This is a genomic window from Allobosea sp. 2RAB26, assembly GCF_052115465.1.
Taxonomy (GTDB): domain Bacteria; phylum Pseudomonadota; class Alphaproteobacteria; order Rhizobiales; family Beijerinckiaceae; genus Allobosea.
In genome coordinates this window covers 158,171-182,538 of the sequence record NZ_JBFRGS010000002.1, presented here as the reverse complement: position 1 = coordinate 182,538, position 24,368 = coordinate 158,171, and the positions used below count along the sequence as shown (strand labels likewise).

The following is a 24,368-nucleotide window of genomic DNA, read 5'->3' as shown; positions in this document are numbered from 1 at the left end:
CGGGGCGGCGCATGGCCCTCGGCCGGGCATTCCTGGCGGATGGTGCCTCGCCGGTCTTCTTCACGCCTGCATCGGAACAGCCTGTCGGGGGCGGCGTTGGGGAAGGGGTGATAGCGAAGGAGACCCCATGAGAAACGGCCAGGAAGCTCAGATTGGGGCGCGCGATTCAGCGCAACGGGGCCCCGACGGCCCTTTCTCACCTTCGCCTGTGCCGCTCAAGGCGGCTGGGCCGGCAGGCCCTGATGCCGTCGAGGCGGCCGGCACGCGCGAGCGCGTACGGCGTAGCGACCTTGATACCCCCGGGCGGGAATAGCCCTATGGAGCTGTTTTCATGGGCTGAAGTCGACCTGATCTTCAGGTTGTTGGCGGGGACCGCCGCGGGCATAGCCGTCGGCTGGGAGCGCACGCTCAAGCAGAGCAGTGCGGGCATTCGCACATTCGGTCTGGTCGGACTTGGAACGGCAGCGGCAGCTGGGATCTTCGGCGAACCGGATCAGGCCGATGCGGCAAGCCGTGTCGTGCAGGGTGTTCTGACCGGCATCGGATTTCTGGGCGCCGGGGTGATCGTCCTTCGCGATCGGGAAATGACCCCGAGGGGGCTCACCACGGCTGCGGCCATCTGGGTGACGGCCGCTCTCGGCTGCGCTGCCGGCCTAGGCGACTGGAAGATCGTCGTGACCGCAACGGGCCTCGCATTGCTGCTGCTGGCGATCAATCATTCGATCGAGCGTTGGGCCGGGCGGCGGGCCGGGGGAGATGCGGCGAGAGCTGCTCAAGGGGAAGCACGGGCGCGCGACGAGGACTGAGAGGCACCCGATTGCGGCACATGCTTCCTGCGCTCATCCCGCGATTGCGGAAGGCGCGTCGGGAGCGGAAGTCATCGAATATCGGCTCCATGCCCGACAAGCCCGTCGGAGGGGGCAGAGGCGGGCGGGCTCGGCGCGCGCTTGGGCGCGCGACTTCGGTGATCAGCTACACGATCTCCAATCTGGCGGCTCAGCTGGGCTTCCCGCTGTTCGACCGGGATTCCACCCGGAAGCCGATGCTGAAGGAAGCGGGGCGGACCGTGGCGCGAGCCGGCTGCGCGCCAAGGCTCAGGGTCTGCCGTGCGCCCGGATGCACTGGCCAACCGGCGCGCGCAGGTTGAGGTTTTCTGCCAGCCGGGCGGCTGCCATGACCAGCTTGATCGACTGGTCCCGGCCTTAGGAATGCGCCGTCAGGTCGGCGCTGCGGCCTTCGTTGACAGGCATTCCATGAGCGGTTAGCTCTTAATCTAATACGTATTAGATTCCAGGAGAAGGCGTTGCCGCGCGAGCAGAAACCATCGAAGCGACCGGGAGCCGCGACCAGCACCGATGTCGCGAAGCGTGCGGGGGTTTCGCAGGCGACGGTTTCGCTGGTGCTCAATGGCGCAAGTGGGCGCGTCGGTCTCTCCGAGGCCACGCAGCAGCGTGTGCGCAAAGCCGCCGCCGATCTCGGCTACACCCCGAATTCCGTTGCACGGAACCTGAGGCAGCGGCGCACCAACACGCTCACCTTCATCACCCCCGATATCGGCAATCCCTACTCGGCCGAGGTGATCGGCGCCGTGCAGCAGGTGGCGCAGGAGCGCGGCTATCTGCTCGACGTGCTCGTTGCGGAAGACGAGGCGGCCAAGCTCAAGGCGATCGCGCGGCTGCGCGGGGGCGTCTCGGACGGCGTCATCACCTCGGCTCCAACGCGGGCGATCTGGGACGCGTTGAAGGAACTGGCACGCCACGGCGTCCCCTGTGTCGCGCTGCAGGATCAAGGCGACGGTACCGAAATCACCTCCGTCGGCGTCGATCTCGAGGGCGGGGGCTACATGGCGACGCAGCACCTGCTCGCCTGCGGCTATCGGCGGATCGGCCATATTTCGGGTCAGCAGCGGCATCCCCTGCGCGAGCGGGAGCGTGTGCACGGCTATCGTCGGGCGCTCCTCGAAGCCGGTCTGCCGCCGCGTCCGGATTGGGAAATCGAGGTCGCGAACAGTCCGGAAGGAGGCGTGAAGGCGGTGGAGCTCTTGCTCGCCTTGCCGCAGCCGCGGCCCGAAGCGCTTTTCGTGTTCAACGACCAGATGGCGATCGGCGTGCTGCACGGCTTGCGTCGTCACGGCCTGCGCGTGCCCGAGGACATGGCCGTGGTCGGCTTCGACGGCATCGCGCTCGCGGCTTTCACGGTTCCGGCGCTAACGACGGTGGAACACCGCCGGCTCGAGCTCGGCCAGCAGGCGGCGACGAGCCTCATCGACCAGCTCGAGGGCGGGGAAAGCCCCGTTCGGTACACGCAGCTTCCGGTCCAGCTCGTGATCCGGGAATCCTGCGGCGGCCTGAAGGGTGGTGGCCTGCCAGCCTAGAGCTCGTGACCAACAACACCAAAAAACCAAGCCGCGAAAAGCGGTGATGATCCAGGGAAGGAAACAGGGATGACGAACCTCAACGGAACAGGCACGGTTTTCTCTCGGCGGCATATTCTGGGCGCCGGGCTCGCTCTTTCGGTCGGGTCGGGGAGGGCGGCGCGGGCCCAGGCGCCGGTGAGCCTCAATTTCGCGGTCTGGGGCAACCGGGCGGAGGAGGACGCTTTCCGCCGGCTGATCGCGGGCTACACCGCGCAAAACCCGCATGTCTCGATCCGGCTGGAGCTCAGCGGATCCTCCGGCCAGCTCTATCAGCAGGTCGATACGCGCCTCGCCGGCCGGCAGGCCCCCGATCTGGTCCGCATCCAGTACCAGCAGGTCGGCCGCTATGCGAAAGCAGGCGCAATCGTCGATCTGAGCGGGCATCTCGACGGCGGCCTGGCAGCGCAATTCGCCCCCGCATTGTGGAAGGCAGTCACCTATCGCGACAAGGCCTTCGCCATTCCCCACCACACCGACACGCTCGCGGTCTATTGCAACATGGAGATGTTCCGGCGGGCCGGAATCGAGCTGCCGCGGCGGCTCGAGGACAGCTGGCGCTGGGAGGAGTTCATCCGGATCGCCCGGATGCTGAAGGACAAGGCCGGAGCGCCATTCGGCTTCGCCTGCGCCTGGCAGAACACCGCCGCCTATCGCTTTCTGCCCTTCCTCTACCAGAATGGCGGCAAATTGCTCGACGAGCAGCTGCTCCAGCCGCAGCTCTCGTCGAAAGAGGGCATTGAGGCGATCGCATGGGCCCAGTCCTGGTTCACCGACAAGCTCGTGCCGCCCACGACCTCGATCAAGACCAACGAGCAGACGCAGAACCTCTTCGCCAACGGGACGATCGGCATGCTGGTGCATGGCGACTGGCAGATCCCGTTCCTGCAGGACGCGATGAAACAGGCGGAGTGGCAGGTGACCTATATGCCGCGCAGCGTCAGCATGGCCTCCGATCTCGGCGGCAACTGCCTCGCCGTGACGCGCGACAGCAAGAATCGCGACGTCGCCATCGACTTCCTGCGCTATGCCACCAACGAGGCCAATATGCGCGACTTCTGCATCGCCGCCGGCTTCCTGCCGGTTCGGCGCAGCCTCATGGAGACGAAGCTGGAATACCCGCTTCGCCCCGACGCGATGCAGGTCTTCGTCGAGCAGTCGCGGACGATCCCGGACCATCTGGCCGCGACGGTGACGCTGCCGGATTTCAGCCGCATCAATACGAAGCTCGGCGAGCAGCTCGACCTCGCCTTCACCTCCGGCCAGTCGCCGAAGGACACGGCCGAGAACGTGGAAGGCACCATCCGCAGCGTCCTCAAGAGCTGACGGCGGTGCGGCCTGCCGTCCCGTCTGCGAGGTGATCCATGTCCGACAGCGTCGTCATGACCAGCACCGCGCCCCCCGTTACCGGGGCGCGGGCACGCCGCTCCTTCCGGCGGCCCTGGATGCTGCCCTATCTCCTGATCACGCCCAACCTGCTTCTGTTCAGCGCCTTCAGTTTCTTTCCGCTGCTCTATGCCTTCTATATCAGCTTCCATGACTGGAGCCTGATCGGCGACGTCACCTATGCCGGCCTGGCCAATTATCGCAGGCTGGTGGCCGACACGCAGTTCTGGCACGCGCTGTTGAATACGGCGGTCTATGCCGTGGCTTCGGTGCCCACCACCATGGCAGGCGGGCTGCTCCTGGCCGTGGCGCTGAACCGACGGATGCCGGGGCGGGTCTTCCTGCGCAGCGTCTATTTCCTTCCGGTCGTGGTTTCGGCCGTCGCCACCGGCATCATCGCCGCCTGGATGTTCAACGAGCATTACGGCGTCATCAACTCCCTGATCGTGCGCCTGGGCGGCGACCGCATCCCATGGCTCTCCTCGCCGGCCTGGGCGCTGCCGTCGCTGGTGATTGCGACATTCTGGGTCAGGGTCGGCTTCTGCATGGTGGTGTATCTCGCCGCGCTGCAGTCGATCCCGACGCTCTATTACGAAGCCGCGACCATGGATGGCGCGTCGCCCTCTCGCCAGTTCTGGAAGATCACACTGCCCTTGTTGCGGCCCGCCACCTTCCTGTTGCTGATCCTCAACGTGATCCACTCCTTCCAGGTCTTCGACCTGATCTACGTCATGACCGGCGGTGGCCCGGGATTTTCGACGACGATGCTGGTGCAATACATCTACCAGTCCGCCTTCATGACCTCGGAGATGGGCTATGCCAGCGCGATCGGCGTCGTGCTCTACGCCATCGTGCTCGGCTTCACGATCATTCAGTGGCGGGTCAGCCGCCAATCGGAGAACGTGCTATGAGCGGCGTCACCTTCGAGGCTGGCGCCAGGCGCCCCGGCACCCGCCGAACCGGCAACGTGCTGATCTGGATCGCTGTCGTGCTCGGCGCGCTGGCGATGATCTTTCCGCTCTACTGGATGCTCGCGACCGCGATCCGGCCTCGTTCCGAGGTCTTCCAGCCGGTGGTGAGCCTGATCCCGCAGGTGCTGACGCTGGAGAATTTCAGGAATATCGCGCAGCGCCATCCGTTCCTGACCTGGGTGATGAATTCGACCTTCATCGCCGTGATCGCCGTGCTGATCACCGTGTCCGCGAACCTGCTCTGCGGCTACGTCTTCGCCAAGTTCCGCTTCCCCGGGCGCGACATCCTGTTCTTCGCGATCCTGGGCGCGCTGATGATCCCGATCCAGGTAATCCTGGTGCCGGAATTCCTCGTGACCTCCTGGCTGGGGCTGCTGAATTCGCCCTGGGGCGTCATCCTGCCACGCGCGGCCGAAGCCTTCGGTGTCTTCATGGTGCGCCAGTTCATGGTCAGCATTCCCGATGAGCTGATCGAGGCCGCCCGGCTCGACGGCGCCAGCGAGATGCGGATCTTCCTGCGCATCGTGCTGCCGCTCTCGAAGCCGATCATCGCCGTGCTGGTGATCTTCACCTTCATGTGGCGCTGGAACGACTTCGCCTGGCCGCTGGTCGTCCTGACCGACCAGGAACTCTTCACCCTGCCGCTGGGCCTGAACCTGCTGCGCGGCGAGGCCAATCCGGACTGGGGCGGCGTCATGGCGCTGGCCCTGATCTCCCTCCTGCCGATGCTGCTCATCTTCCTGATCTTCCAGCGCTATCTGGTTCAGGGGATTGCCAGCACAGGCCTCAAGTGAGCCCTTTCCCGACCTCTACCCAAGAGAGACCATGACATGACCAAGATCGCCATGATCGGCGCCGGCAGCGTCGTCTTCGTCAAGAACCTGCTCACCGACATCCTCAGTCTTCCCGCGCTGAAGCAATGCGAGATCGCATTGTACGACATCGATGCCGAGCGCCTCGAAACGGCGGGAATGATGGCGCGCTGGACGTCCGGCCAGTTCGATGCCGGGGCGACCGTGACCGAGCATGCCGACCGCCGGCGCTGCCTGGAGGGCGCGGATTTCGTGATCAACATGGTGCAGATCGGCATGCACGAGGCGACGCTGCTCGATTTCGAGATCCCGAGCCGCTACGGCCTGAAGCAGACCATCGCGGATACCGTCGGTATCGGCGGCATCTTCCGCGGGTTGCGGACCATTCCCTTCATGGTCGACCTGGTCGGGGACATGCGGGCGGTCTGCCCCAATGCCCTGCTGATGAACTACACCAACCCGATGAGCATCCTGACCTGGGCGGTCTACAGGGCCTTCCCAGAGCAGCAGGTGGTCGGGTTGTGCCACAACGTCCAGCACACGGCGCGCGACCTTGCTTCCTATCTCGGGGTCGATCGCTCCCGCTTGAGCTATGACTGCGCCGGCATCAACCACATGACCTGGTTCCTGCGGCTCGAGATCGACGGCAAGGATGCCTATCCGCAGCTGCGGCGTGCCGCCCGCAATCCGGAGATCTTTGCGAAGGACAAGATCCGTTTCGCCCTGCTGGAGCATCTCGGCCGCTTTGTCAGCGAATCCAGCGAGCATACGGCCGAATACACGCCCTATTTCCTGCGCCGCGAGGACCAGATCGCGGAATTCGACGTGCCGGTCGACGAGTATATTCGCCGCAGCGAGCGCAACCTGCGACGCTATGCCGACACGCGGCAAAAGCTGCTGGCCGGCGAGAGCTTCCCGCTCGAGCGCAGCGACGAATACGGCGCATCGATCATCAACGGCATGGTCACGAACGAGCCCCAGCTCATCTACGGAAATGTCCGCAACACCGGGCTGATCGAGAACCTGCCGCAGGATTGCTGTGTCGAGGTGCCCGTGATCGTCGACCGCAATGGCCTGCGCGCCTGCCATGCAGGCACGCTGCCGCCGGAGCTCGCCGCCCATTGCGCGCCGCATGTCTTCGTCCAGGACCTCACCGTGCGCGCTGCCCTGGAAGGCGACCGGGACGCGGTCTACCGCGCCGCGGTGCTGGACCGCCATGCCGCGAGTGTCCTCTCGCTGCGCGAGATCCGCGCCATGGTGGACGACCTGATCGCGGCCCATGGTTCGGCCATGCCGGTCGGCATCCGTTCGACGGCACTCGCTGCCTGAGCGCGCCCAAGCAGGGCAGGCGGCCTGCCTGCCCGCAACGACAAGAACGATAAGGCCGCAAGGAGGGAACGATGAGTTGGCTGACCTTGGAGCATGTCCATAAGCGCTTCGGCGATCACCCGGTGATCCAGGATGTGAACCTGTCCGTGACCAACGGCGAGTTCGTGGTCTTCGTCGGTCCGTCCGGCTGCGGGAAATCCACCTTGCTGCGGATGATCGCCGGGCTCGAGGATATCAGCGACGGCACCTTGCGCATCGACGACGCGGTGATGAACCAGGTGCCGGCGGCGCAACGGGGCATCGCGATGGTGTTCCAGTCCTATGCGCTCTACCCGCATATGAATGTCTACAAGAACATGGCCTTCGCGCTCGAGACGGCGCGGATGACCAAGGCCGAGATCGATATGCGCGTCGCCCGTGCTGCGGCGATCCTGCAACTCGATCATCTGCTCGACCGCAAGCCCAAGGAGCTCTCGGGCGGGCAGCGCCAGCGCGTCGCCATCGGCCGCGCCATCGTGCGCGAACCCAAGATCTTCCTGTTCGACGAGCCGCTCTCCAATCTCGACGCTGAGCTGCGCGTGCAGATGCGCGTGGAAATCGCCAAGCTGCACCAGCAGCTCGGCAACACGATGATCTATGTCACGCATGATCAGGTCGAAGCCATGACGATGGCCGACAAGATCGTGGTTCTGCGGGCAGGGAAGGTCGAGCAGATCGGCTCGCCGCTGGAGCTCTACAACAACCCCGTCAACCGCTTCGTCGCCGGCTTCATCGGCAGCCCGAAGATGAACCTCCTGCAGGCCAGGATGCTGCCGGCGACAGGAGGAGAAGCGCGCGTGGCCCTGGCCGAGACCGTGTTGCCCCTGCCGCATCTGGCTGGCCAGGACGGCGCCGATTGCAGCCTGGGCCTGCGGCCCGAGCACCTGCGGCTCGGCGGCGCCGGCACGCGGATCGGCGAGGCGCAGGTCCAGCTCGTGGAGCAGCTCGGGGGCTCCTCGCTGATCTACGGCGTCCTCTCCGATGGCCAGCCGATCACCGTTCAGGTCGAGGGACAGCAGAAGCCGAAGCCCGGCGAGCGGGTGCCGCTGCATGTCGATATCGCACTGGCGCATCTGTTCCGGCCCGACGGCGCGCGCGTGACTGCGCAAACCGTCGCGCACAGTTGAGGCGGGCGGGATGTCGAGGATCCGCCTCGGACTCGTCGGGCTCGGCAAGATCGCGCACAGCCAGCATCTCGGCGCGATTGCGGCCACGCCCGGTTTCGAGCTGGTCGCGGCGGCGAGCCGGGAAGGCACGCTGCCTGGCTTGCCCGTCTTCACCTCGCTCAGCGCGATGCTGGCCTCGGATATCGATCTCGATGCCGTTGCCCTTTGCACCCCGCCTCAAGGCCGGCATGCGCTGGCGGCAGAGGCGCTCGAAGCCGGAATGCACGTCCTGCTTGAAAAGCCGCCGGGTGCCAGCGTCAGCGAACTCGGCCCTCTCGTCGCAAAGGCGGAACGGAGCGGCCGGACGCTGTTCACCACCTGGCATTCGCGTTTTGCGCCCGCTGTCGCGCCGGCGCGCGCCCTTCTCGCGCAGCACCGGCCGCGCTCGGTCGAGATCATCTGGAAGGAGGATGTGCGCGTCTGGCATCCCGGGCAGGACTGGATCTTCGAGCCCGGCGGGCTCGGCGTCTTCGACCCCGGCATCAACGCCCTCTCGATTCTGACCACCATTCTGCCCGAGCCGGTCTTCGTGACCGGCGCCTCGCTATCCGTCCCGGCAAACCGCCAGGCGCCGATCGCCGCCGCGCTCGATCTCGCGGATGGTTCGGGGCTGCCGATCCACGCAGAATTCGACTTCCGCCAGGAGGGCGAACAGAGCTGGGACATCCATGTCGAGACTGAGGCCGGCCTTATCATGCTCTCCTCGGGCGGCAGGACGCTGAGCCATGACCGCCGCATATTGGTCGACGAGCCGGAGCGGGAATATGCGGAGATTTATCGCCGCTTCGAAGCGCTGATCGCGGAAGGCCGCAGCGATGTCGACCTCGCGCCGCTGGCGCTGGTCGGCGACGCATTCATGCTGGGGCGGCGTTTGACCGTCGAGCCCTTCGAGGGCTGACATTCCCCGGGGCGCTATCTGATCGTGCTCAGTTCGCTCGCCGTCCTGCTTGGGCCACTGAAGAGCGCCCCGTAGCCACCTCCGTAAGCGGTGTCCTCGAAGTCGGTGTGGCGAGTGCGTGCGCAGCGATCACCTGCCGTGCCGCCTCGAACACCGCCTTCGCGTGCTCTGCCGCCGGCAGCCCTTGATTGGGCACCTCGACAGAGAGCGTCACGTCGGCCGGCAGTTCCGCCAGGAGGTCCTGCAAGGGCAGGGAGGCCTCGCCTGGAAGCCTGCGTCCCGCGCGCGCCTCCCTGATGATCTCGTCGAATGTCGTCGGGCGTTCGGCCACCGCGTCGCAGAGCTGCGCGCTCCTGATGAAATGCGACGGGATCGTTCTCAGGTCGATCGGAAGACCGCCGCCTCGCGAAAGATGAAGGGCATCGACCAGGACCCCGCCATTTGCCTTGTCGGCCTCCCCTACGATCGCTGCGGCGTCGTGAATGCTGGCGACACGGCGCCATGGCATGTTCTCGATGTCGACGCCCATGCCGAAGCGTGCCGCGACGTCGCACAGAGAGGCGAAGCTGGCGACGAGCCGTCTATGGTCGGGATCGTCGCCGCAGACGCTCAGGCGCCTGGCACCGAGGTCCGCCGCGCTTTCCAGCATCGGGATCAGCGCGTCCGCTGCGAAATTCGCGTCGATGACGACGAATTCGATATCGTAGACGCGCAGGCCGGTCTGGGTCAGCAGGGACCGTATCGACCGCATCTGGGCACTGCCGGGGCGGATCTCGTAGAAGGGCGCGCCAGGAAAGGCCGGATTCAGCCGAAGCCCTACCGCGGAGAAACCGACTTTCGCCGCGAGTGCGACGAAGTCGAGCGGCGGCACATCGATCGTCGTGAAATGCGCGATTCCAAGAGGCGGCTGACCTGATGGCGATGACACGGGACGCTCCATCGCTTCAGGGCTGCAACTGGCCGGCAAGGCGGGTGTGGAGGTTGGACCCGGTGCGCTGGATATGCTCGCGCAGCTTGGCACAGGCATAGTCGGCGTCGCGGGCGACCGCGCCCTGGGCGATCTCGCTATGCTCGGCGGCGACGTTGCGGTCCCCGCCTTGGGCCACCAGGAAGATCCGTCGATAACGGTCGTTCAGGTTGTGCAGCATGACGCAGGCGTTCAGCAGCAGCGGCATCCCGCAACCGGCGAGGAGCATCATGTGGAAGTCGCGATGCGCGTGCTCCCAGGCTTCCAGTGTTGCCGGCTCACTGGCGATCCGCTCTATCCGGTTGAGACGGTGAAGGGCGCGCATCACGTCGCTTTCCCAGGCCAGGTCGCCTTTCGCGATGGCTGAGGAGAGCGCCAGGCTCTCGAACTCGACGCGCAGTTTCGTGATCTCGGCAAGGTTGGACAGCGAGACCGGCGCGACAGTGTATCCGCGGTTGTCGTGCAGCTCGACAAGCCCCACCGCAATCAGGCGGGCAAGCGCTTCGCGAAGGGGACTGAGCGAGACGTCGAGCTGCCGACGGACGGTATCGAGATTGATCTTGGTGCCGGGCGCCAGTTCCCCGGACAGGATCGCCTCGCGGAGGCGATTCACCAGAAGCGACGCCTTGGTGTTCTTTGCCGTCGCTGGAGTGCCTTTCGACGAAAACTCGGCGGGGGGCAGGTCGTCGACAGCGATGTTCATCGTCCCTCCCTTGAACCCGTCGGCGCGAGAGTCGAGGTGGTATGATAATCGATTATCTACGTCAACCGGGCGGCGATCGATACGCCGCGAGTAGATGGGCTGCTTCTCCAGATGTGGTGCGAACTATCTCACAGATGGACTTATTCCAGCAGGTTCGCCGGAATTACTGCGCTGGAAGGCCTCGCTCAGCGTGTGCGGAGCCGGCGCATGGCGTTCTTCATGCGGCTCTTGATTGACAGATAATCGATTTTACAGGAGTGGAGATCGCAGGGAGGACGCCATGATCATCGAGAGCCACCAGGATGTGACCCGCGATGCGCTGGCCGTGATGCAGCGCACGAAAGACCCGCGCCAGCGCGAGATCCTGACCTCGCTGGTCAGCCATCTCCACGCCTTTGTCCGTGATGTGCGGCTGAGCGAAGCGGAGTTCCGCGAGGCAACCGCGATCCTCAACGAGATCGGCAAGCTGGCCAGCGATAGCCATAACGAGATGGTGCTCATGGCGGGCTCGCTGGGTGTCTCGTCGCTCGTCTGCCTGCTCAACAACGGCGATGGCGGCAATACCGAAACGTCGCAGTCGCTGTTGGGACCATTCTGGCGCTTGAATGCTCCTCATGTCGAAAATGGCCGCACGATCATCCGCTCCGACACGCCGGGCGATCCGCTGCTCGTCACCGCACGTGTCCTGAACCAGCGCGGTGCACCGATCGTCGAAGCCGAGGTCGATGTCTGGCATGCGTCCCCCGTCGGGCTCTACGAGAACCAGGATCCCGAGCAGGCCGAGATGAACCTGCGCGGCAAATTCACCACCGACAGCGAAGGGCGCTTCTGGTTCTCGACGGTGAAGATGGTGGGCTACCCCATCCCCACCGACGGCGTGGTCGGCCGGCTGCTCGCCGTGCAGGACCGCCATCCCTATCGTCCGGCGCATCTGCATGCGCTGATCGTCAAACCCGGCTTCAAGGTGCTGATCTCGCAGGTCTACGACCCACGCGACCCGCATATCGATTCCGATGTGCAATTCGGCGTCACCAGGGCTCTTGTCGGCGACTTCATCCGCCATGACGAACCCCACCCATCCGACGCCATGGTGCCGGTCCCCTGGTATTCGCTCGACTACACCTACGTCATGGAGCCCGGCGAGACCGTGCTGCCGCGCCCGCCGATCAAGTGACCCGTTCGCGCGACCCGCGCCGCCAAGGAGTGTTCCGATGCTGACCGATACCGAACGCCAGCAGGCGGCCGATGCGTTGCTCCAGGCAGAGCGCACGCTGAAGCCGGTCCCGCAGCTCAGCAGGACCTATCCCGCGATCGAACTCGAGGACGCCTATCGCATCCAGGGCCTGTGGGCAGATGCGCGGATCGCGGGCGGAGCGAGAATGGTGGGCCACAAGATCGGCCTGACCTCGCGCGCCATGCAGATGGCCTCGAAGATCAGCGAGCCGGACTATGGCTGCATCCTTGACGATGCGCTCTTCAACGACGGTGCCCAGATCAAGGCGAGCCTCTTCATCAAGCCGAGGCTTGAAGTCGAACTCGCCTTCATCATGGGCGAGGATCTCGAAGGACCGGGAAAGCGCATCTATGACGTGATGCGCGCGACCGAAATGGTCGTGCCGGCGCTCGAGATCATCGATTACCGTACTGACGTTCCGCGCGCGATCACCGACACGATTGCCGATAATGCCGCTTTCGGCGCGATCGTGGTCGGCGGCCGACCGGTCCGTCCGATGGATGTCGACATCCGCTGGGTCGGCGCGACGCTGTCGAAGAACGGCATTATCGAGGAATCCGGGGTTTCGGCTGCCATCATGGGCCACCCGGCTGCCGGCATCGCCTGGCTGGTCAACAAGCTCCATGTCGTCGGCGCGGGGCTGAAGAAGGGGCAGATCGTCCTCGCCGGCTCCTTCACGCGGCCAGTCGACATCGCAGCCGGAGACGTCATACAGGTCGATTACGGCCCGCTCGGCGCCATCGGCGTCTCTTTCAACTAAGGTTGCACCTGAGGTTGCCATGGAACTGCCGACGAACACGTTCAAACGCGCCCTGAGCGAGGGCCGGCATCAGCTCGGCCTCTGGTGCAGCCTGCCCGGCGCCTATGCGGCCGAGGCGGTCGCCGGCTCCGGCTTCGACTGGCTGCTGTTCGACACCGAGCATTCGCCGGGCGATCCGCTGACGGTCCTGGCCCAGTTGCAGGCCGTGGCTCCCTATCCGGTCTCGGCAGTGGTCCGCCCCGCGAGCAACGATGCGGTGCTGATCAAGCGGTTCCTCGATTTCGGCGCCCAGACCTTGCTGATCCCCTATGTCCAGAATGCGGAGGAGGCGAAGGCGGCGGTCGCGGCGGTGCGTTATCCGCCAGCCGGCATTCGCGGCGTCTCCGGCGTGACGAGGGCAACGCGGTTCGGACGGGTCGCCGACTACGGCAAGCGGGCAGGGGAGGAGCTCTGCCTCCTGGTCCAGATCGAAACCCAAGACGCGCTCGACAATCTCGAGGCGATCGCGGCCGTCGATGGCGTCGATGGCGTGTTCATCGGCCCGGCCGATCTTGCAGCCAGCCTTGGCCATGTCGGCGAGCCCGGACATCCCAGGGTGACCGCACTCATCGAGAAGGCGGTCGGTCGCATTCGCGCTTGCGGCAAGCCCGCAGGCATCTTGACGCCCGACACCGCATTCGCGGCGCGCTGCATCGAGCTCGGCACGCTCTTCACGGCGGTCGGCGTCGATGCGGCCATGCTGGTCAAGGCGACGGAAGCCCTGGCAAGGCAGTTCAGGTCGTGATGGCTGGTCAGGATTCGGTGCTGGGATCGGAGGCGAAGATGCGATTGCTGGACCATGTCGGCCCGCCCCCGGAGGAACTGACAGAGCTTCTCGCACCTGGCGGGGTTCTGCGGGCTGCGATCAATCTGTCTAACTTCCTGCTGGTCTCCGACAGGACTCCCGATGGCGGGCCGGTTGGGGTGGCGCCTGACTTGGCGCGTGCATTTGCCGACCTCCTGGGTGTGGAGCTGCGCTACGTCACCTATGAATCGCCAGGCCTGATTGCCGATGCCGCCGAGCGGGACGAATGGGACATCGCCCTGATCGGGGCTGAGCCGCAGCGCGCCGCGTTCATCAGCTTCACCCCCGCCTATACCGAGATCGAGGCGAGCTACCTTGTTCCGGACGGTTCGTCGCTGGAACGGATCGATGACGTGGACGCGCCGGGCCGGCGCATCGCCGTCACCGATCGGACGGCCTACGGGCTCTGGCTCGACCGCAACATCGCGCATGCGACGCTGGTGCGGACGAAGACCATCGCTGATGCGGCGTCAGTCTTCCTCGAGGGCAAACTCGATGCCCTTGCGGGCCTGCGCCCCAGATTGGTGACGGACCAGAAGGCGATCCCGGGATCCCGGATCCTGCCAGGCCGCTACATGGCCGTGCAGCAGGCGGTGGGAACACCGACCAGGAACGCCGCAGCGATCGACTATATCAAGCGCTTCGTGGCGACCGCGATTTCGTCCGGCTTGGTTTCCGGGTTGATCGACAAGCATGGGGTCGAGGGTCTCACGGTCGCCCGAGATCAGGGCTGATCCGCGAAGGGAGCGCTCCAGGACGGCTGAGCCGTTGTATCGGTGCGCATGACGCCCGATACGCTGCCGCCCCCTAGATCATCGGACCGGATATTGTATCCGGTYCGATGATCTAACYAYCTGTGATTGCATCGGCTTTCCCGAAAACCGCAATCCACTTTTCGGGCCGATGCTTTAGCGCAAGGCGAAGTGCCGCATGATCTGTTCGGCTGCGTGTTCCGGCGCGGTAGTCTCCGTATCGATCGAAAGGCAGTTCGCCCGGGGGACCGGAGCTATGGTGTAGCGCGACAGGAAATCGGAGCGACCCTGGACGGAACTCGTCTTGCGTCGCTGGACCCTGTCGGCATTGCCGACACGCTGTGCGGCCTCTCGTTCCGAGCAATGCAGGAACACGGGAAAGACAGAGCCGCCATTCCGGACCACATCGTCTTCCAACTGATCGAAGAACGGACGGTCCTCCAGCTCGGAATAGCAGAGGGTGACGACCAGACAGGAAATGTCGTTCTCGATCGCGGCCCGCAAGATGGATCCGCGGACCGTGTCCACCAGCTCCCAGAAGCCAGGAGCGCCAAAGTCGAAAATGGTTCGCGCGGCGTCGATGGCGGCATGATTGTCCAGCAGTCGCGCCGGCATCGCCGCAAGCAAGGCCTTGGCGACCGTCAGCTTGCCGCTTGCCGGTGCCCCGTGAAGAAAGATCAGGTTCATGGCGGCCATGCTATGGCGGTTCGGGGAAACCGCACATTGGCAATTCTGCTCAGCATCCAAAGCGATCATGAGCCTGTGCGGCTGGCATATTGAAGAAGGGCGGGTTGCTCGCTCGCCCCAAAGCAGGTTGCGCGACAAGCGTGTGGACCGTTTGCATGCACATGGCTCGCCACCTCCGGACGGCACCGCGCCCTGACCGTGCAGGAAAGGGCGTAGCGTCATCTGTCGCCGTGGCGGTTCAGCCCCCTTCGGACTCCTCGCTTGTCATGCGCTGCGCCAGGAGCTTGTCGATCCGCCTGCCGTCCATGTCGACGATTTCGAACCGCCAGCCTGCATAGTCGAAATGCTCGCCGATCTCGGGGAGGTGCTCGAGCCGGGCCAGGGCGAAACCGGCGATCGTGTGGAAATCCCCTTCCGCCGAGCGCAGTCGGAAGCCAAGCCGATTGAAGGCATCATGCGCCGGCATCATGCCGTCGATCAGCAGCGAACCATCGTCGCGTTCCACGATATCGGGTTCCTCGCCCTCGACATCGGGCAGGTCGCCGGCAATGGCTTCGAGGAGATCGGTCTGGGTGACGATGCCGTCGAGGCCGCCATATTCGTCGATGACGATTGCCAGGCGGACCGGAGCCTTCTTGAAGCGCTCGAGCACGCGGAAGATCGGCGTCGTCTCGTGCACGATGACGGGGTCGCAGATCACGGCCATGGGATCGAGCGCCTTGCCGTCCAGGACCTGGTCGAGAAGGTCCCGCTTCAGGATCATGCCCAGGGGCTCGTCGATGCCACCGCGCCCGACCAGCAACTGCTCATGGCGACATTCGCGTATGGTCCGCAGCATCTCGTCATGAGTGTCGTCGGCGTCGATCCAGGCGACGTCCCGGCGCGGTGTCATGATGTCGGCGATGCGCCGGTCGCCGATGCTGAGCACGCGCTCGACCAACTCCTGCTGCGCCGGCTGGAGGATGCCGGCCTCCTGGCTTGCCTGGACGAGGAGTTTCAATTCTTCCGGCGAATGCAGGGATTCCTCTCCCGTTCCCGGCCGCAGGCCGCACAGGCGCAGCACGAGATTGCCGAGGCCATTCAGCGAGATGATCGCCGGCCGCAGCAGGAACAGGAAGAGACCGAGTGGCCGCACGATCCAGAGCGCCGTTTCTTCGCTGCGCTGAAGGGCAAGGCTCTTGGGAGCGAGTTCGCCGAGAACAATGTGCAGGGCCGTGATGATGACGAAGGAGATCGCGACCGCGATCGCATGGGAGCTGGCCGTCGCCAGTGAGCCGGGCAGGCCGTTCAGGAGCGGCTCGATCAGGTGAGCCAGAGCGGGCTCTCCGATCCAGCCGAGCGCCAGCGAGGAGATGGTGATGCCAAGCTGCGTCGCGGCGAGGTTGGCGTCGAGATTGTCGACGGCGCGCTTGAGGGCGGCGGCATTCATGCGCCCCGCGGTGACAAGCTCGGAAACGCGGCTTCGGCGCACCGCGACCAGCGAAAACTCGGCCGCAACGAAGAAGCCGTTTGCGGCAACGAGAAGCAATACGGCAAGCACTCCGACCAGGTCGAACATGCTGCCATCGGTACTGGACATGGACTCCGTTCCGGCTGCAGAAGCAGCCATGCGTTGTTGATGGTGGAACCAGCCATAGCATAGCGGGGCGCGCGCTGTATGCGGGGTCTAGTCGCTTGCGCGGAGATCAAAGCCGCGTCGATCGCTCATCGAAGCGAAGGTGTCGCGCCTGTCATCCTTGCCAATAGTGGGCGATCTGCCATTCTCATCCGATAACATCTGGGGAATTGGCCGTGAAATACAGGTCGATGGGCGTCGGCGATCCTGCGCCGTGGTTCGAGCAGCGTTCCACAAGCAACCCGGCCTATAAATTCTCCAGCGCAGCCGGGCGCTATATTGTCCTGTGCTTCTTCGGTTCCGCCGCGCGCGCAAGCACGGTATCCGCGCTCAAGATCCTGTCCGAGCAGCGCGACCTCTTCGACGACGACAAGATCGCCTTCTTCGGCGTCAGCAACGACCCCGATGACGAGCTCAAGCAGCGCGTCAGGCAGCGCATGCCCGGCATCCGCTATTTCTGGGATTCCGATCTGCTGATCAGCAAGGAGTTTGGCGTCGCGCCCATCGAGGCCGAGCCAGGCACGGATACGCCCCTGCGTCGCGCCTGGTATGTGCTCGATCCGACGCTGCGCGTCATGGCGGCCTTTCCGTTCACCCGCGAGGGGGGCGAGCGCCACGAGGTTGCGGCGTTCCTCGCCGCGCTTCCACCGGTCGACGCGTTCCCGGGCTTCCAGGTGCATGCGCCCGTCCTGGTATTGCCCAATGTCTTCGAGCCGGATTTCTGCCGGCAGCTGATTGCCCTGCACGAGGCCGATGGCGGCAATGAATCCGGCTTCATGCGCGAGAAGGACGGGAAGACCGTCCTGATCTCCGACCATGCCCACAAGCGCCGCTCCGACGTCCTCATCGGCGACACGGAACTGATCGGGGTCATTCACGGCAAGATCGGCAAGCGCATCGTTCCCGAGATCAGGAAGGTCCACCAGTTCACGGTGACCCGCATGGAGCGCTATCTCGTTGGCTGTTACGATGCGCAGACCGGCGGGCATTTCGGCGCGCATCGGGACAACACGACCAAGGGCACGGCGCATCGCCGCTTTGCCGTCTCCATCAACCTGAACGCCGATTTCGAGGGTGGCGAGGTCAGCTTCCCCGAATATGGCGCGCGCAGCTTCAAGCCGCCGCCCGGCGGCGGCGTCGTCTTCTCCTGTTCGCTGCTTCATGCCGTCTCGCAGGTGACGCGGGGCAAGCGCTTCGCCTTCCTGCCATTCCTCTATGACGATGCTGCAGCCAGGCTGCGGGAGGACAATCAGGTGTTCATGGAGGCCGGAGGCAGTTATCTCGCCAGGACGAGCTAAGGCATTGGCCCGAAAGCGTGGATTGCGGTTGGAAAGCCGATGCAATCACAGACCGAGAGATGATCGGACACGATATTGGGTCCGATCATCTCAGGCGCAGCGCCCGGCCACGACCGGTGAATTCGGCCGGCCATCAGGCCAGGCCGCAGCCCTTGCCGGCGGCCTATCTGTCTGCGGCTACAGGCTCTTAAGGTTGCATGGCATATGATGCGGGATCGCGCGGCTGCATTCCGGCGCGGCCTGCAGAACGGGGCGAGTGTGTCAGGGACAGCATGACGGTCGGCATCACAGAGACAGGAACCAGCGCGGCCGCCGCCGCGTCAGGCGTCCCGGCCGACGATGCGCGGCTCGTTGCCGCGCTGCTCAGCGGCGTTGGCCTGTTCATCATGATCCTGACCTTGCAGCCCTTCGCCGGCGCGCCCGACAGCACGGAGACCGGGGCCTCGACCGGCAATGTCGTCAACCAGATCGGCTATGTCAGCCTCGCCATCGTCTATCTCGGGGCGATGCTGCGGCTGAGCGAGCGGGCAGCTCTCGCACAGCTGCGCAACAGCAGCTGGATCATCGTTCTGCTGGTTGCCGCCCTCTCCACCTCGCGCGCGCCGGACCCGGAAGCCGCGTTGCGCGGATTGCTGCTGACCGCCTTCGCAATGGTCGTCGTGATTGGCGTCCTGCTCCTGCCCAGGACGGAGCGGGACTTCGCCAGCGCCGCGGCCAATGCCACGCTCGCCGTGCTTCTGCTGGTCTACGCCGTCATCCTGCTTGCCCCGCATCTGGCGATCCATGGCTCAGAGGGCGTCGAGGGCGGCCATGCCGGCGACTGGCGCGGCCATCTCTCGCACAAGAACTTCGCTGCGCCGGTGTTCTCGATCCTCATCATGTTCGGCATCTATTGCTGGCGCATGGGGTTCAAACTGCGCGGCCTGCTGATCATCGGTCTCGGTGCGATCTTCGTGCTGAACAGCGGTTCGAAGACGACGATGGGCTTCCTGCCGGTGGCGGTCGGCCTCGTCCTGCTCGGCCGCGCCATGGCCGGGCCTCGCCTGATGCTGTTGACCCATGCCGTGCTGGCGCTGCTGGTTGCCGCGCTCACGGTCGGCACCGTGCTGTCGCCGACATTGCTCAGGGTCTCGACTGCCCTGATCTCCGACCCCACCTTCACCGGCCGCGACGAGATCTGGCGCTTTGCCAGTGCCCATATCGGCGAGAAGCCCTGGTTCGGCTACGGCTATTTCGGCTTCTGGCAGACGCCCGTGGTCTCGACGCTGGAGGAGAATTTCGAGGCGAGCTGGGACGTCCGCGGCATCGGGTCCGCCCATAACAGCTATCTCGATGCGATGGTGATGTTTGGAATTCCGGGCGGGATCGTGATGACCTGGTGCCTGATGATCCTGCCTCTCAGGAACTATCTCCGCGCCGACCGGGTCGCGGCGAGCCGGAACCTGGCCGACCTCTTTCTGATGATCGTCATCTTCATGACCTATGTCGGCATGCTGGAATCGTTCTTCCTCAATCGCGCCGACCCGCTCTGGATGCTGTTCGCTCTGGCCGTGTCCGGCCTCGAATTTGCCAGCCGCATGTCGACCAGGCGGCCCTGAGGGCGGCAGCGCCCGGGCCGCTCAGCGCACTGCCGGCGCCAGGCTTGCCGCGTTTCCGGTGCTTTCGGCCGCCGGATCCGCTGGGCTTGGCGGCGGCGGCCGGTTGCCGAGGACATAGCGCTTCACCTTGAGGAACGGCTTCTCGATGAACAGCCAAGAGAGCAGGGCGAAGCCGATCACCAGCGGGGCCGAGACCAGGAACAGCAGCAACCCGTCGCCGTGCAGGACGTCGAGTTTGGCGACCAGCGCCTGCTGGATCGGGAAGCCGTAGAGATAGATGCCATAGGAGACGTCGAGCTTGCGGATCGCCTCCGGCAGCTTCAGCGGCAGCAGCCCGATATAGACGACGCAATAGGTCAGGAAGGGCGTGACGAGGAAGGCGAGCTCGCGATCCCTGGACATCAGGACGAGCGAAGCCCCGAGCGAGCCGAGGAACAGCAGCCAGTGCATCTTCAGATGGTCGCGCCACTGGAAGCAGATGCAGCCGGCGAAGAAATAGAAGACCACCACCGTCCAGTGATAATTGCCCGGCGTGACGCCGAAGCCGAACTGGTAGGCCGCGACTGTTGCAGCCAGCGTCAGCGCCACGACCAGCGCGGCGAATAGCAGCCTGTTCCTGACGATGCCGAAGAAGATCATCAGGGCCATCAGGATATAGCAGTAGAATTCCGGCTTCAGGGTCCAGAGGTTCTGGTTGACCGTGTTCGGCAGCGGGTTGGTTTCGAACACACCGGGCAATTCGAAGCGGATGCGCCCGACGACATTGCCGAAATACTCGAAGAAACGGATGTCGTGAAAATAGTCGGACAGCAGATAGGTCGTGAAGATCGGGCCGAGTACCAGGGCCGAGAGCGTCACCTCCACGAGCAGCGCCGGGACGATCCGGATGAAGCGCAAGGTGATGAAGGGCTTGACCGCACCGGTCCTGAGTGCGCTGCCGGTGACGAGGAAGCCGCTCAGCGCGAAGAAGGCCGGCACGAGGCTGAGCCGGAAGAGGCCCTGCAGGCCGACCCAGTCATTGCTGCTGTCCATGCCGGCGACCCAGCCGGAATGGGCACCGAGGATCAGCAGGGACAGGGCGAGCCGCAGGGCGTTGAAGCCGGGTCCCTCGCCATTGTTGGCGCGCAGGATGTCGCCGGCGGTCGGCACTCTGCGCAGGCGCCGAAGCAGATCGTCGCGGAGCGATGAGGGAGCAGGCATGGCGAGAATCCTTCTGCCATAGCCTGATGATGCCCAGCTGCCCTTCCGGCAATTTCTATTCAAACTTATCCTTAACTTTAGGCGGATGGAGCCCTCGGAAGAGGGGAGGCACGCCCGGCCCCGATCTGTGTATCGGCGCCGATGCCGCCACGCGCGTGATCCCGGCCAATAGGGTTGCGCCGCAGCGAAAACTGCGACAGAGCTGGTTTCACTAGTCAGGACCCGGTGAAATCCCGGGTGGCTCTTCCGGCCGCCGATCCGCCGGACAACGCAACGACGGAACGATGAACGCCCCGGCCCGGTCCGGAGCTGTCCGTATGTGCGCGCCTCGCCTGCCTATTGCTCGCGGCGAGGCCATGAAGGCTTCACTCTCCCCATGGCAATCTCTCATCTGCGCAGCGAATGGGCGCCCAACGTCACGCGCGAAATCCTGGCCGGCACGGTCGTCGCGCTGGCCCTGATCCCTGAGGCGATCGCATTCTCGATCATCGCCGGGGTCGATCCCAAGGTCGGGCTCTACGCCTCCTTCTGCATCGCCGTCGTCACCGCCATCGCGGGCGGGCGGCCGGCGATGATTTCGGCCGCCACCGGCGCCATGGCGCTCGTCATGATCACGCTCGTCAGGGAACACGGGCTTGGCTACCTCTTCGCCGCGACGGTCCTGACGGGCATCTTTCAGATCCTGGCCGGCATCCTCAGGCTCGGCAACCTGATGCGGTTCGTCTCGCGCTCCGTCGTCACCGGCTTCGTCAACGCGCTCGCGATCCTGATCTTCATGGCGCAGATGCCGGAACTGCTCGGCCGCGGACCCGTCGTCTACGCCATGACCGCCGCCGGGCTCGCCATCATCTACCTGCTGCCACGGCTGACCAAGGCGGTGCCGTCGCCGCTGGTCGCCATCGTCCTGCTCACCGCGGTGTCGCTGTCTTTCGGCCTCGATATCCGCACGGTCGGCGACATGGGCGCGCTGCCCGGCGAATTGCCCGCCTTCGCCATCCCGCAGGTGCCGTTCACCCTCGAGACGCTCAGGATCATCACGCCCTATGCGTTGACACTGGCCATGGTCGGACTCCTGGAAAGCCTGATGACCGCGGCGATTCTCGACGAGATGACCGACACCACGTCGGACAAGAACCGGGAATGCGCCGGCCAGGGCGCAGCCAACATCGTCGCCGGGTTCTTCGGCGGCATGGCCGGCTGCGCGATGATCGGCCAATCCGTGATCAATGTCTCGTCGGGCGGCCGCGGCCGCCTCTCGAGCCTGTGGGCCGGCAGCTTCCTGCTGTTCCTGATCGTCGTGCTCGGCCCCTCTGTCGCCCGGATCCCGATGGCGGCGCTGATCGCCGTCATGGTCATGGTCTCGATCAACACCTTCCAGTGGCGCTCGTTGCAGACCTTGCTGATCCACCCGAAGAGCTCCAGCATTGTCATGCTGGGCACTGTCGCGGTGGTCGTCGCAACGCATGATCTGGCGAAGGGCGTGCTGTTCGGCGTCATCCTCAGCGGGCTGTTCTTCGCCCACAAGGTCACGCGCTTCTTCGCGGTTAGATCCGAGCGCGAGGGCGACACGCGCGTCTACCGCGTCACCGGGCAGATCTTCTTCGCAACCGCCGAAGCCTTCCATGCGGCCTTCGATTTCCGCGAGGAGGAGGTGAAGCAGGTCGTGATCGATCTTGGCGCAGCCCATTTCTGGGACATCACCGCGATCAACGCACTGGACCGCGTGGTGCTCAAGTTCCGGAACCGGGGCATCGCCATCGAGACGATCGGCGTCAACCAGGCGACCGCGGCGATGATCGAGCGCCTCGCCGTCCACGACAAGGCAGACGGAAGGCTCGCATCGGGCCATTGAAACGGGCCGCGGCGATGTCAGTCGCAGCCTGGTTCTGCGCCCGTCGCGTGGGCGTGACAGGTTTCGCTTTGCTCCCGCGCGCGCCGTGTTGACTTAGATCGCGCCGACCGGAATCGCCTCGGCAGCGATCTTCCTCTCGCTGTAGCGCGTGGTGAGATAGGCGGAGCGGTCGCGCGTCAGCAGCGTGAAGCGGACGAGTTCCTCCATCACGTCGACGACGCGGTCGTAATAGGCGGAGGGCTTCATGCGGCCCGCCTCGTTGAACTCCTGAAAGGCCTTTGCGACGGAGGACTGGTTCGGGATGGTCACCATTCGCATCCAGCGCCCCAGCACGCGCAATGTGTTGACGGCGTTGAACGACTGCGAGCCACCCGAGACCTGCATCACCGCCAGCGTTCGGCCCTGGGTCGGGCGCATCGAGCCAAGCTCCAGCGGTATCCAGTCGATCTGGTTCTTGAACACCCCGGTGATCGTGCCGTGACGCTCCGGGCTGCACCAGACCTGCCCCTCCGACCATAGCGCCAGATCCCGCAACTCCTGAACCTTCGGGTGGTCCGGCGGGACGCTGTCTGGCATTGGCAGGCCGGCAGGGTCGAAGACCCGCGTTTCGGCCCCGAGATGCTTGAGGATACGCTCTGCTTCGAGTGTCAGCAGCCGGCTGTAGGAGCGCGTCCGAAGCGAGCCGTAGAGCAGAAGGATGCGCGGTGGATGCGTGGCGCGCCGGGCGGGCTCGAGCTGGGTGAGATCGGTAGCGACCAGACGGTCGAGGTCGACATTCGGAAGATCGGTCATGACGTGGCCTTTGCAGGATTGCGCGGGCTTCCCCGCTCGTACCAGCCCCTGGAACGGTTCACGATCCAGACGACTGACAGCATGACCGGGACTTCGATCAGCACGCCAACCACCGTGGCGAGGGCGGCGCCGGAGTTGAAACCGAACAGGCTGATGGCGGCTGCAACCGCGAGCTCGAAGAAGTTCGAGGCTCCGATCAGGGCGGAGGGACCAGCGACGCAGTGTTCTTCGCCGGCCGCACGGTTGAGGAGATAGGCAAGTCCCGCATTGAAATAGACCTGGATCAGGATCGGGATGGCCAGGATCGCGATGATCGGCGGCTGGGCCAGGATCTGCGCGCCCTGGAACCCGAACAGCATCACCAGGGTCGCAAGCAGGGCCACCAGCGACAGTGGCGACAGGGCGGCGAGAAGGCGATGCAGCGCTTCGTCACCGCCGGAGGCAAGCAGGCTCCTGCGGATGACCTGCGCGACGATGACGGGAACCAGGATGTAGAGCGCGACCGACAGTGTCAGCGTGCCCCAGGGAACGGTGATGGCGGACAGGCCAAGCAACAGGCCGACGATCGGGGCGAAGGCGACGATCATGATCGCGTCGTTCAACGCGACCTGGCTCAGGGTGAAATGCGGTTCTCCCTTGATCAGGTTGGACCAGACGAAGACCATTGCCGTGCAAGGCGCCGCCGCCAGGATGATCAGCCCGGCGATATAGGAATCCACCTGGTCGGCGGGCAGGTGAGGGCGAAACAGCCAGCCGATGAAGAACCAGCCCAACAGGGCCATCGAGAACGGCTTCACGGCCCAGTTCACGAAGAGCGTGACGCCGATCCCGCGCCAGTGCTGGCCGACCTGGCGCAAGGCGGCGAAGTCGATCTTCAGCAGCATCGGGATGACCATCAGCCAGATCAGGACTGCCATCGGCAGGTTGACCCTCGCGATCTCGGCGCTGCCGATCGTTTGAAAGGCGCTCGGGAACAGCTGGCCGAGTGCAACGCCGGCAAGAATGCACAGAGCCACCCACAGCGTCAGGTAGCGTTCGAACGTGGACATGCG

Annotated in this window: 22 protein-coding genes, 1 pseudogene and 1 other annotated feature; of the genes and pseudogenes, 16 read left to right on the top strand and 7 right to left on the bottom strand. The window is 65.0% G+C overall.

What is annotated here, in order from left to right; genetic code table 11:
• Window positions 1–317: 317 nt before the first annotated feature.
• The 9 genes and pseudogenes from AB4118_RS03975 (at window position 318) to AB4118_RS03935 (ending at window position 9,014) form a co-directional block, all read left to right on the top strand.
• Window positions 318–806, top strand: coding sequence for an MgtC/SapB family protein (locus AB4118_RS03975; protein WP_441488503.1), 489 nt, complete (start codon window positions 318–320; stop codon window positions 804–806).
• Window positions 807–895: 89 nt separating this feature from the next.
• Window positions 896–1,069: pseudogene (locus AB4118_RS03970) on the top strand (helix-turn-helix domain-containing protein); the annotation flags it as partial.
• A 234-nt stretch (window positions 1,070–1,303) separates the two neighbouring features.
• The gene (locus AB4118_RS03965) at window positions 1,304–2,374 is read left to right on the top strand and encodes a LacI family DNA-binding transcriptional regulator (RefSeq protein ID WP_441488502.1); all 1,071 of its coding nucleotides are present in this window, start codon (window positions 1,304–1,306) and stop codon (window positions 2,372–2,374) included.
• Window positions 2,375–2,443: 69 nt separating this feature from the next.
• The gene (locus AB4118_RS03960; protein WP_441488501.1) at window positions 2,444–3,739 is read left to right on the top strand and encodes an ABC transporter substrate-binding protein; all 1,296 of its coding nucleotides are present in this window, start codon (window positions 2,444–2,446) and stop codon (window positions 3,737–3,739) included.
• 38 nt (window positions 3,740–3,777) lie between these two features.
• The gene (locus tag AB4118_RS03955; protein ID WP_441488500.1) at window positions 3,778–4,710 is read left to right on the top strand and encodes a carbohydrate ABC transporter permease; all 933 of its coding nucleotides are present in this window, start codon (window positions 3,778–3,780) and stop codon (window positions 4,708–4,710) included.
• Window positions 4,707–5,564 carry a carbohydrate ABC transporter permease gene (locus AB4118_RS03950; protein WP_441488499.1) on the top strand — a complete coding sequence of 286 codons (858 nt, stop codon included), beginning with the start codon at window positions 4,707–4,709 and terminating at the stop codon, window positions 5,562–5,564. Before AB4118_RS03955 ends, AB4118_RS03950 begins: the two co-directional genes overlap by 4 nt.
• Before the next feature lie 36 nt (window positions 5,565–5,600).
• Window positions 5,601–6,911, top strand: a complete 1,311-nt coding sequence (gene melA, locus AB4118_RS03945) for an alpha-glucosidase/alpha-galactosidase (RefSeq protein ID WP_441488498.1) — start codon at window positions 5,601–5,603, stop codon at window positions 6,909–6,911.
• A gap of 71 nt (window positions 6,912–6,982) precedes the next feature.
• A complete protein-coding gene (locus AB4118_RS03940; RefSeq protein WP_441488497.1) occupies window positions 6,983–8,077 on the top strand; it encodes an ABC transporter ATP-binding protein in 1,095 nt (364 codons plus the stop codon).
• Window positions 8,078–8,087: 10 nt separating this feature from the next.
• Entirely contained in the window at window positions 8,088–9,014 is a 927-nt protein-coding gene (locus tag AB4118_RS03935) for a Gfo/Idh/MocA family protein (RefSeq protein ID WP_441488496.1), read from the top strand.
• A gap of 28 nt (window positions 9,015–9,042) precedes the next feature.
• Here the strand turns inward: AB4118_RS03935 and AB4118_RS03930 are convergent, their stop codons facing one another.
• The gene (locus tag AB4118_RS03930; protein WP_441488495.1) at window positions 9,043–9,942 is read right to left on the bottom strand and encodes a sugar phosphate isomerase/epimerase family protein; all 900 of its coding nucleotides are present in this window, start codon (window positions 9,940–9,942) and stop codon (window positions 9,043–9,045) included.
• 16 nt (window positions 9,943–9,958) lie between these two features.
• Window positions 9,959–10,684: a GntR family transcriptional regulator gene (locus tag AB4118_RS03925; protein WP_441488494.1), complete on the bottom strand. Its 726-nt coding sequence runs from the start codon at window positions 10,682–10,684 to the stop codon at window positions 9,959–9,961.
• 280 nt (window positions 10,685–10,964) lie between these two features.
• On the opposite strand from AB4118_RS03925, the gene AB4118_RS03920 reads away from it, so the two are divergent.
• The 4 genes from AB4118_RS03920 to AB4118_RS03905 are packed head-to-tail and all read left to right on the top strand — an operon-like array spanning window position 10,965 to window position 14,256.
• The gene (locus AB4118_RS03920; RefSeq protein ID WP_441488493.1) at window positions 10,965–11,858 is read left to right on the top strand and encodes a dioxygenase family protein; all 894 of its coding nucleotides are present in this window, start codon (window positions 10,965–10,967) and stop codon (window positions 11,856–11,858) included.
• Window positions 11,859–11,895: 37 nt separating this feature from the next.
• Window positions 11,896–12,678, top strand: coding sequence for a 2-oxo-hept-4-ene-1,7-dioate hydratase (hpaH, locus tag AB4118_RS03915; RefSeq protein WP_441488492.1), 783 nt, complete (start codon window positions 11,896–11,898; stop codon window positions 12,676–12,678).
• A gap of 19 nt (window positions 12,679–12,697) precedes the next feature.
• Window positions 12,698–13,462 (top strand): 4-hydroxy-2-oxoheptanedioate aldolase, encoded by a 765-nt coding sequence (gene hpaI, locus AB4118_RS03910; protein ID WP_441488491.1) that lies wholly within the window; start codon window positions 12,698–12,700, stop codon window positions 13,460–13,462.
• Window positions 13,463–13,500: 38 nt separating this feature from the next.
• Window positions 13,501–14,256, top strand: a complete 756-nt coding sequence (locus AB4118_RS03905; RefSeq protein WP_441488490.1) for a transporter substrate-binding domain-containing protein — start codon at window positions 13,501–13,503, stop codon at window positions 14,254–14,256.
• A 174-nt stretch (window positions 14,257–14,430) separates the two neighbouring features.
• Here the strand turns inward: AB4118_RS03905 and AB4118_RS03900 are convergent, their stop codons facing one another.
• Together AB4118_RS03900 and AB4118_RS03895 are read right to left on the bottom strand one after the other, a co-directional pair.
• A complete protein-coding gene (locus AB4118_RS03900; RefSeq protein WP_441488489.1) occupies window positions 14,431–15,099 on the bottom strand; it encodes a hypothetical protein in 669 nt (222 codons plus the stop codon).
• A 100-nt stretch (window positions 15,100–15,199) separates the two neighbouring features.
• On the bottom strand, window positions 15,200–16,540 hold the full coding sequence (locus AB4118_RS03895) for a hemolysin family protein (protein WP_441488488.1): 1,341 nt from the start codon (window positions 16,538–16,540) through the stop codon (window positions 15,200–15,202).
• A 212-nt stretch (window positions 16,541–16,752) separates the two neighbouring features.
• On the opposite strand from AB4118_RS03895, the gene AB4118_RS03890 reads away from it, so the two are divergent.
• Window positions 16,753–17,874, top strand: a complete 1,122-nt coding sequence (locus AB4118_RS03890) for a 2OG-Fe(II) oxygenase (RefSeq protein ID WP_441488487.1) — start codon at window positions 16,753–16,755, stop codon at window positions 17,872–17,874.
• Window positions 17,875–18,146: 272 nt separating this feature from the next.
• Window positions 18,147–19,472 carry an O-antigen ligase family protein gene (locus AB4118_RS03885; protein ID WP_441488486.1) on the top strand — a complete coding sequence of 442 codons (1,326 nt, stop codon included), beginning with the start codon at window positions 18,147–18,149 and terminating at the stop codon, window positions 19,470–19,472.
• Window positions 19,473–19,493: 21 nt separating this feature from the next.
• Here the strand turns inward: AB4118_RS03885 and AB4118_RS03880 are convergent, their stop codons facing one another.
• Window positions 19,494–20,672, bottom strand: coding sequence for an acyltransferase family protein (locus AB4118_RS03880; protein WP_441488485.1), 1,179 nt, complete (start codon window positions 20,670–20,672; stop codon window positions 19,494–19,496).
• 215 nt (window positions 20,673–20,887) lie between these two features.
• Window positions 20,888–20,943: a sequence feature (sul1 is cis-regulatory element that is thought to sense ions involved in sulfur or methionine metabolism; They are found in Alphaproteobacteria), on the top strand.
• 105 nt (window positions 20,944–21,048) lie between these two features.
• Here AB4118_RS03880 and AB4118_RS03875 point away from each other — a divergent pair.
• Window positions 21,049–22,524, top strand: a complete 1,476-nt coding sequence (locus AB4118_RS03875) for a SulP family inorganic anion transporter (protein WP_441488484.1) — start codon at window positions 21,049–21,051, stop codon at window positions 22,522–22,524.
• Between the two features lie 93 nt (window positions 22,525–22,617).
• On the opposite strand, the gene arsH is transcribed toward AB4118_RS03875, so the two are convergent.
• Entirely contained in the window at window positions 22,618–23,316 is a 699-nt protein-coding gene (gene arsH, locus AB4118_RS03870) for an arsenical resistance protein ArsH (protein WP_441488483.1), read from the bottom strand.
• Entirely contained in the window at window positions 23,313–24,365 is a 1,053-nt protein-coding gene (arsB, locus tag AB4118_RS03865; protein ID WP_441488482.1) for an ACR3 family arsenite efflux transporter, read from the bottom strand. The genes arsH and arsB overlap by 4 nt, the downstream gene beginning before the upstream one ends.
• Window positions 24,366–24,368 lie beyond the last annotated feature (3 nt).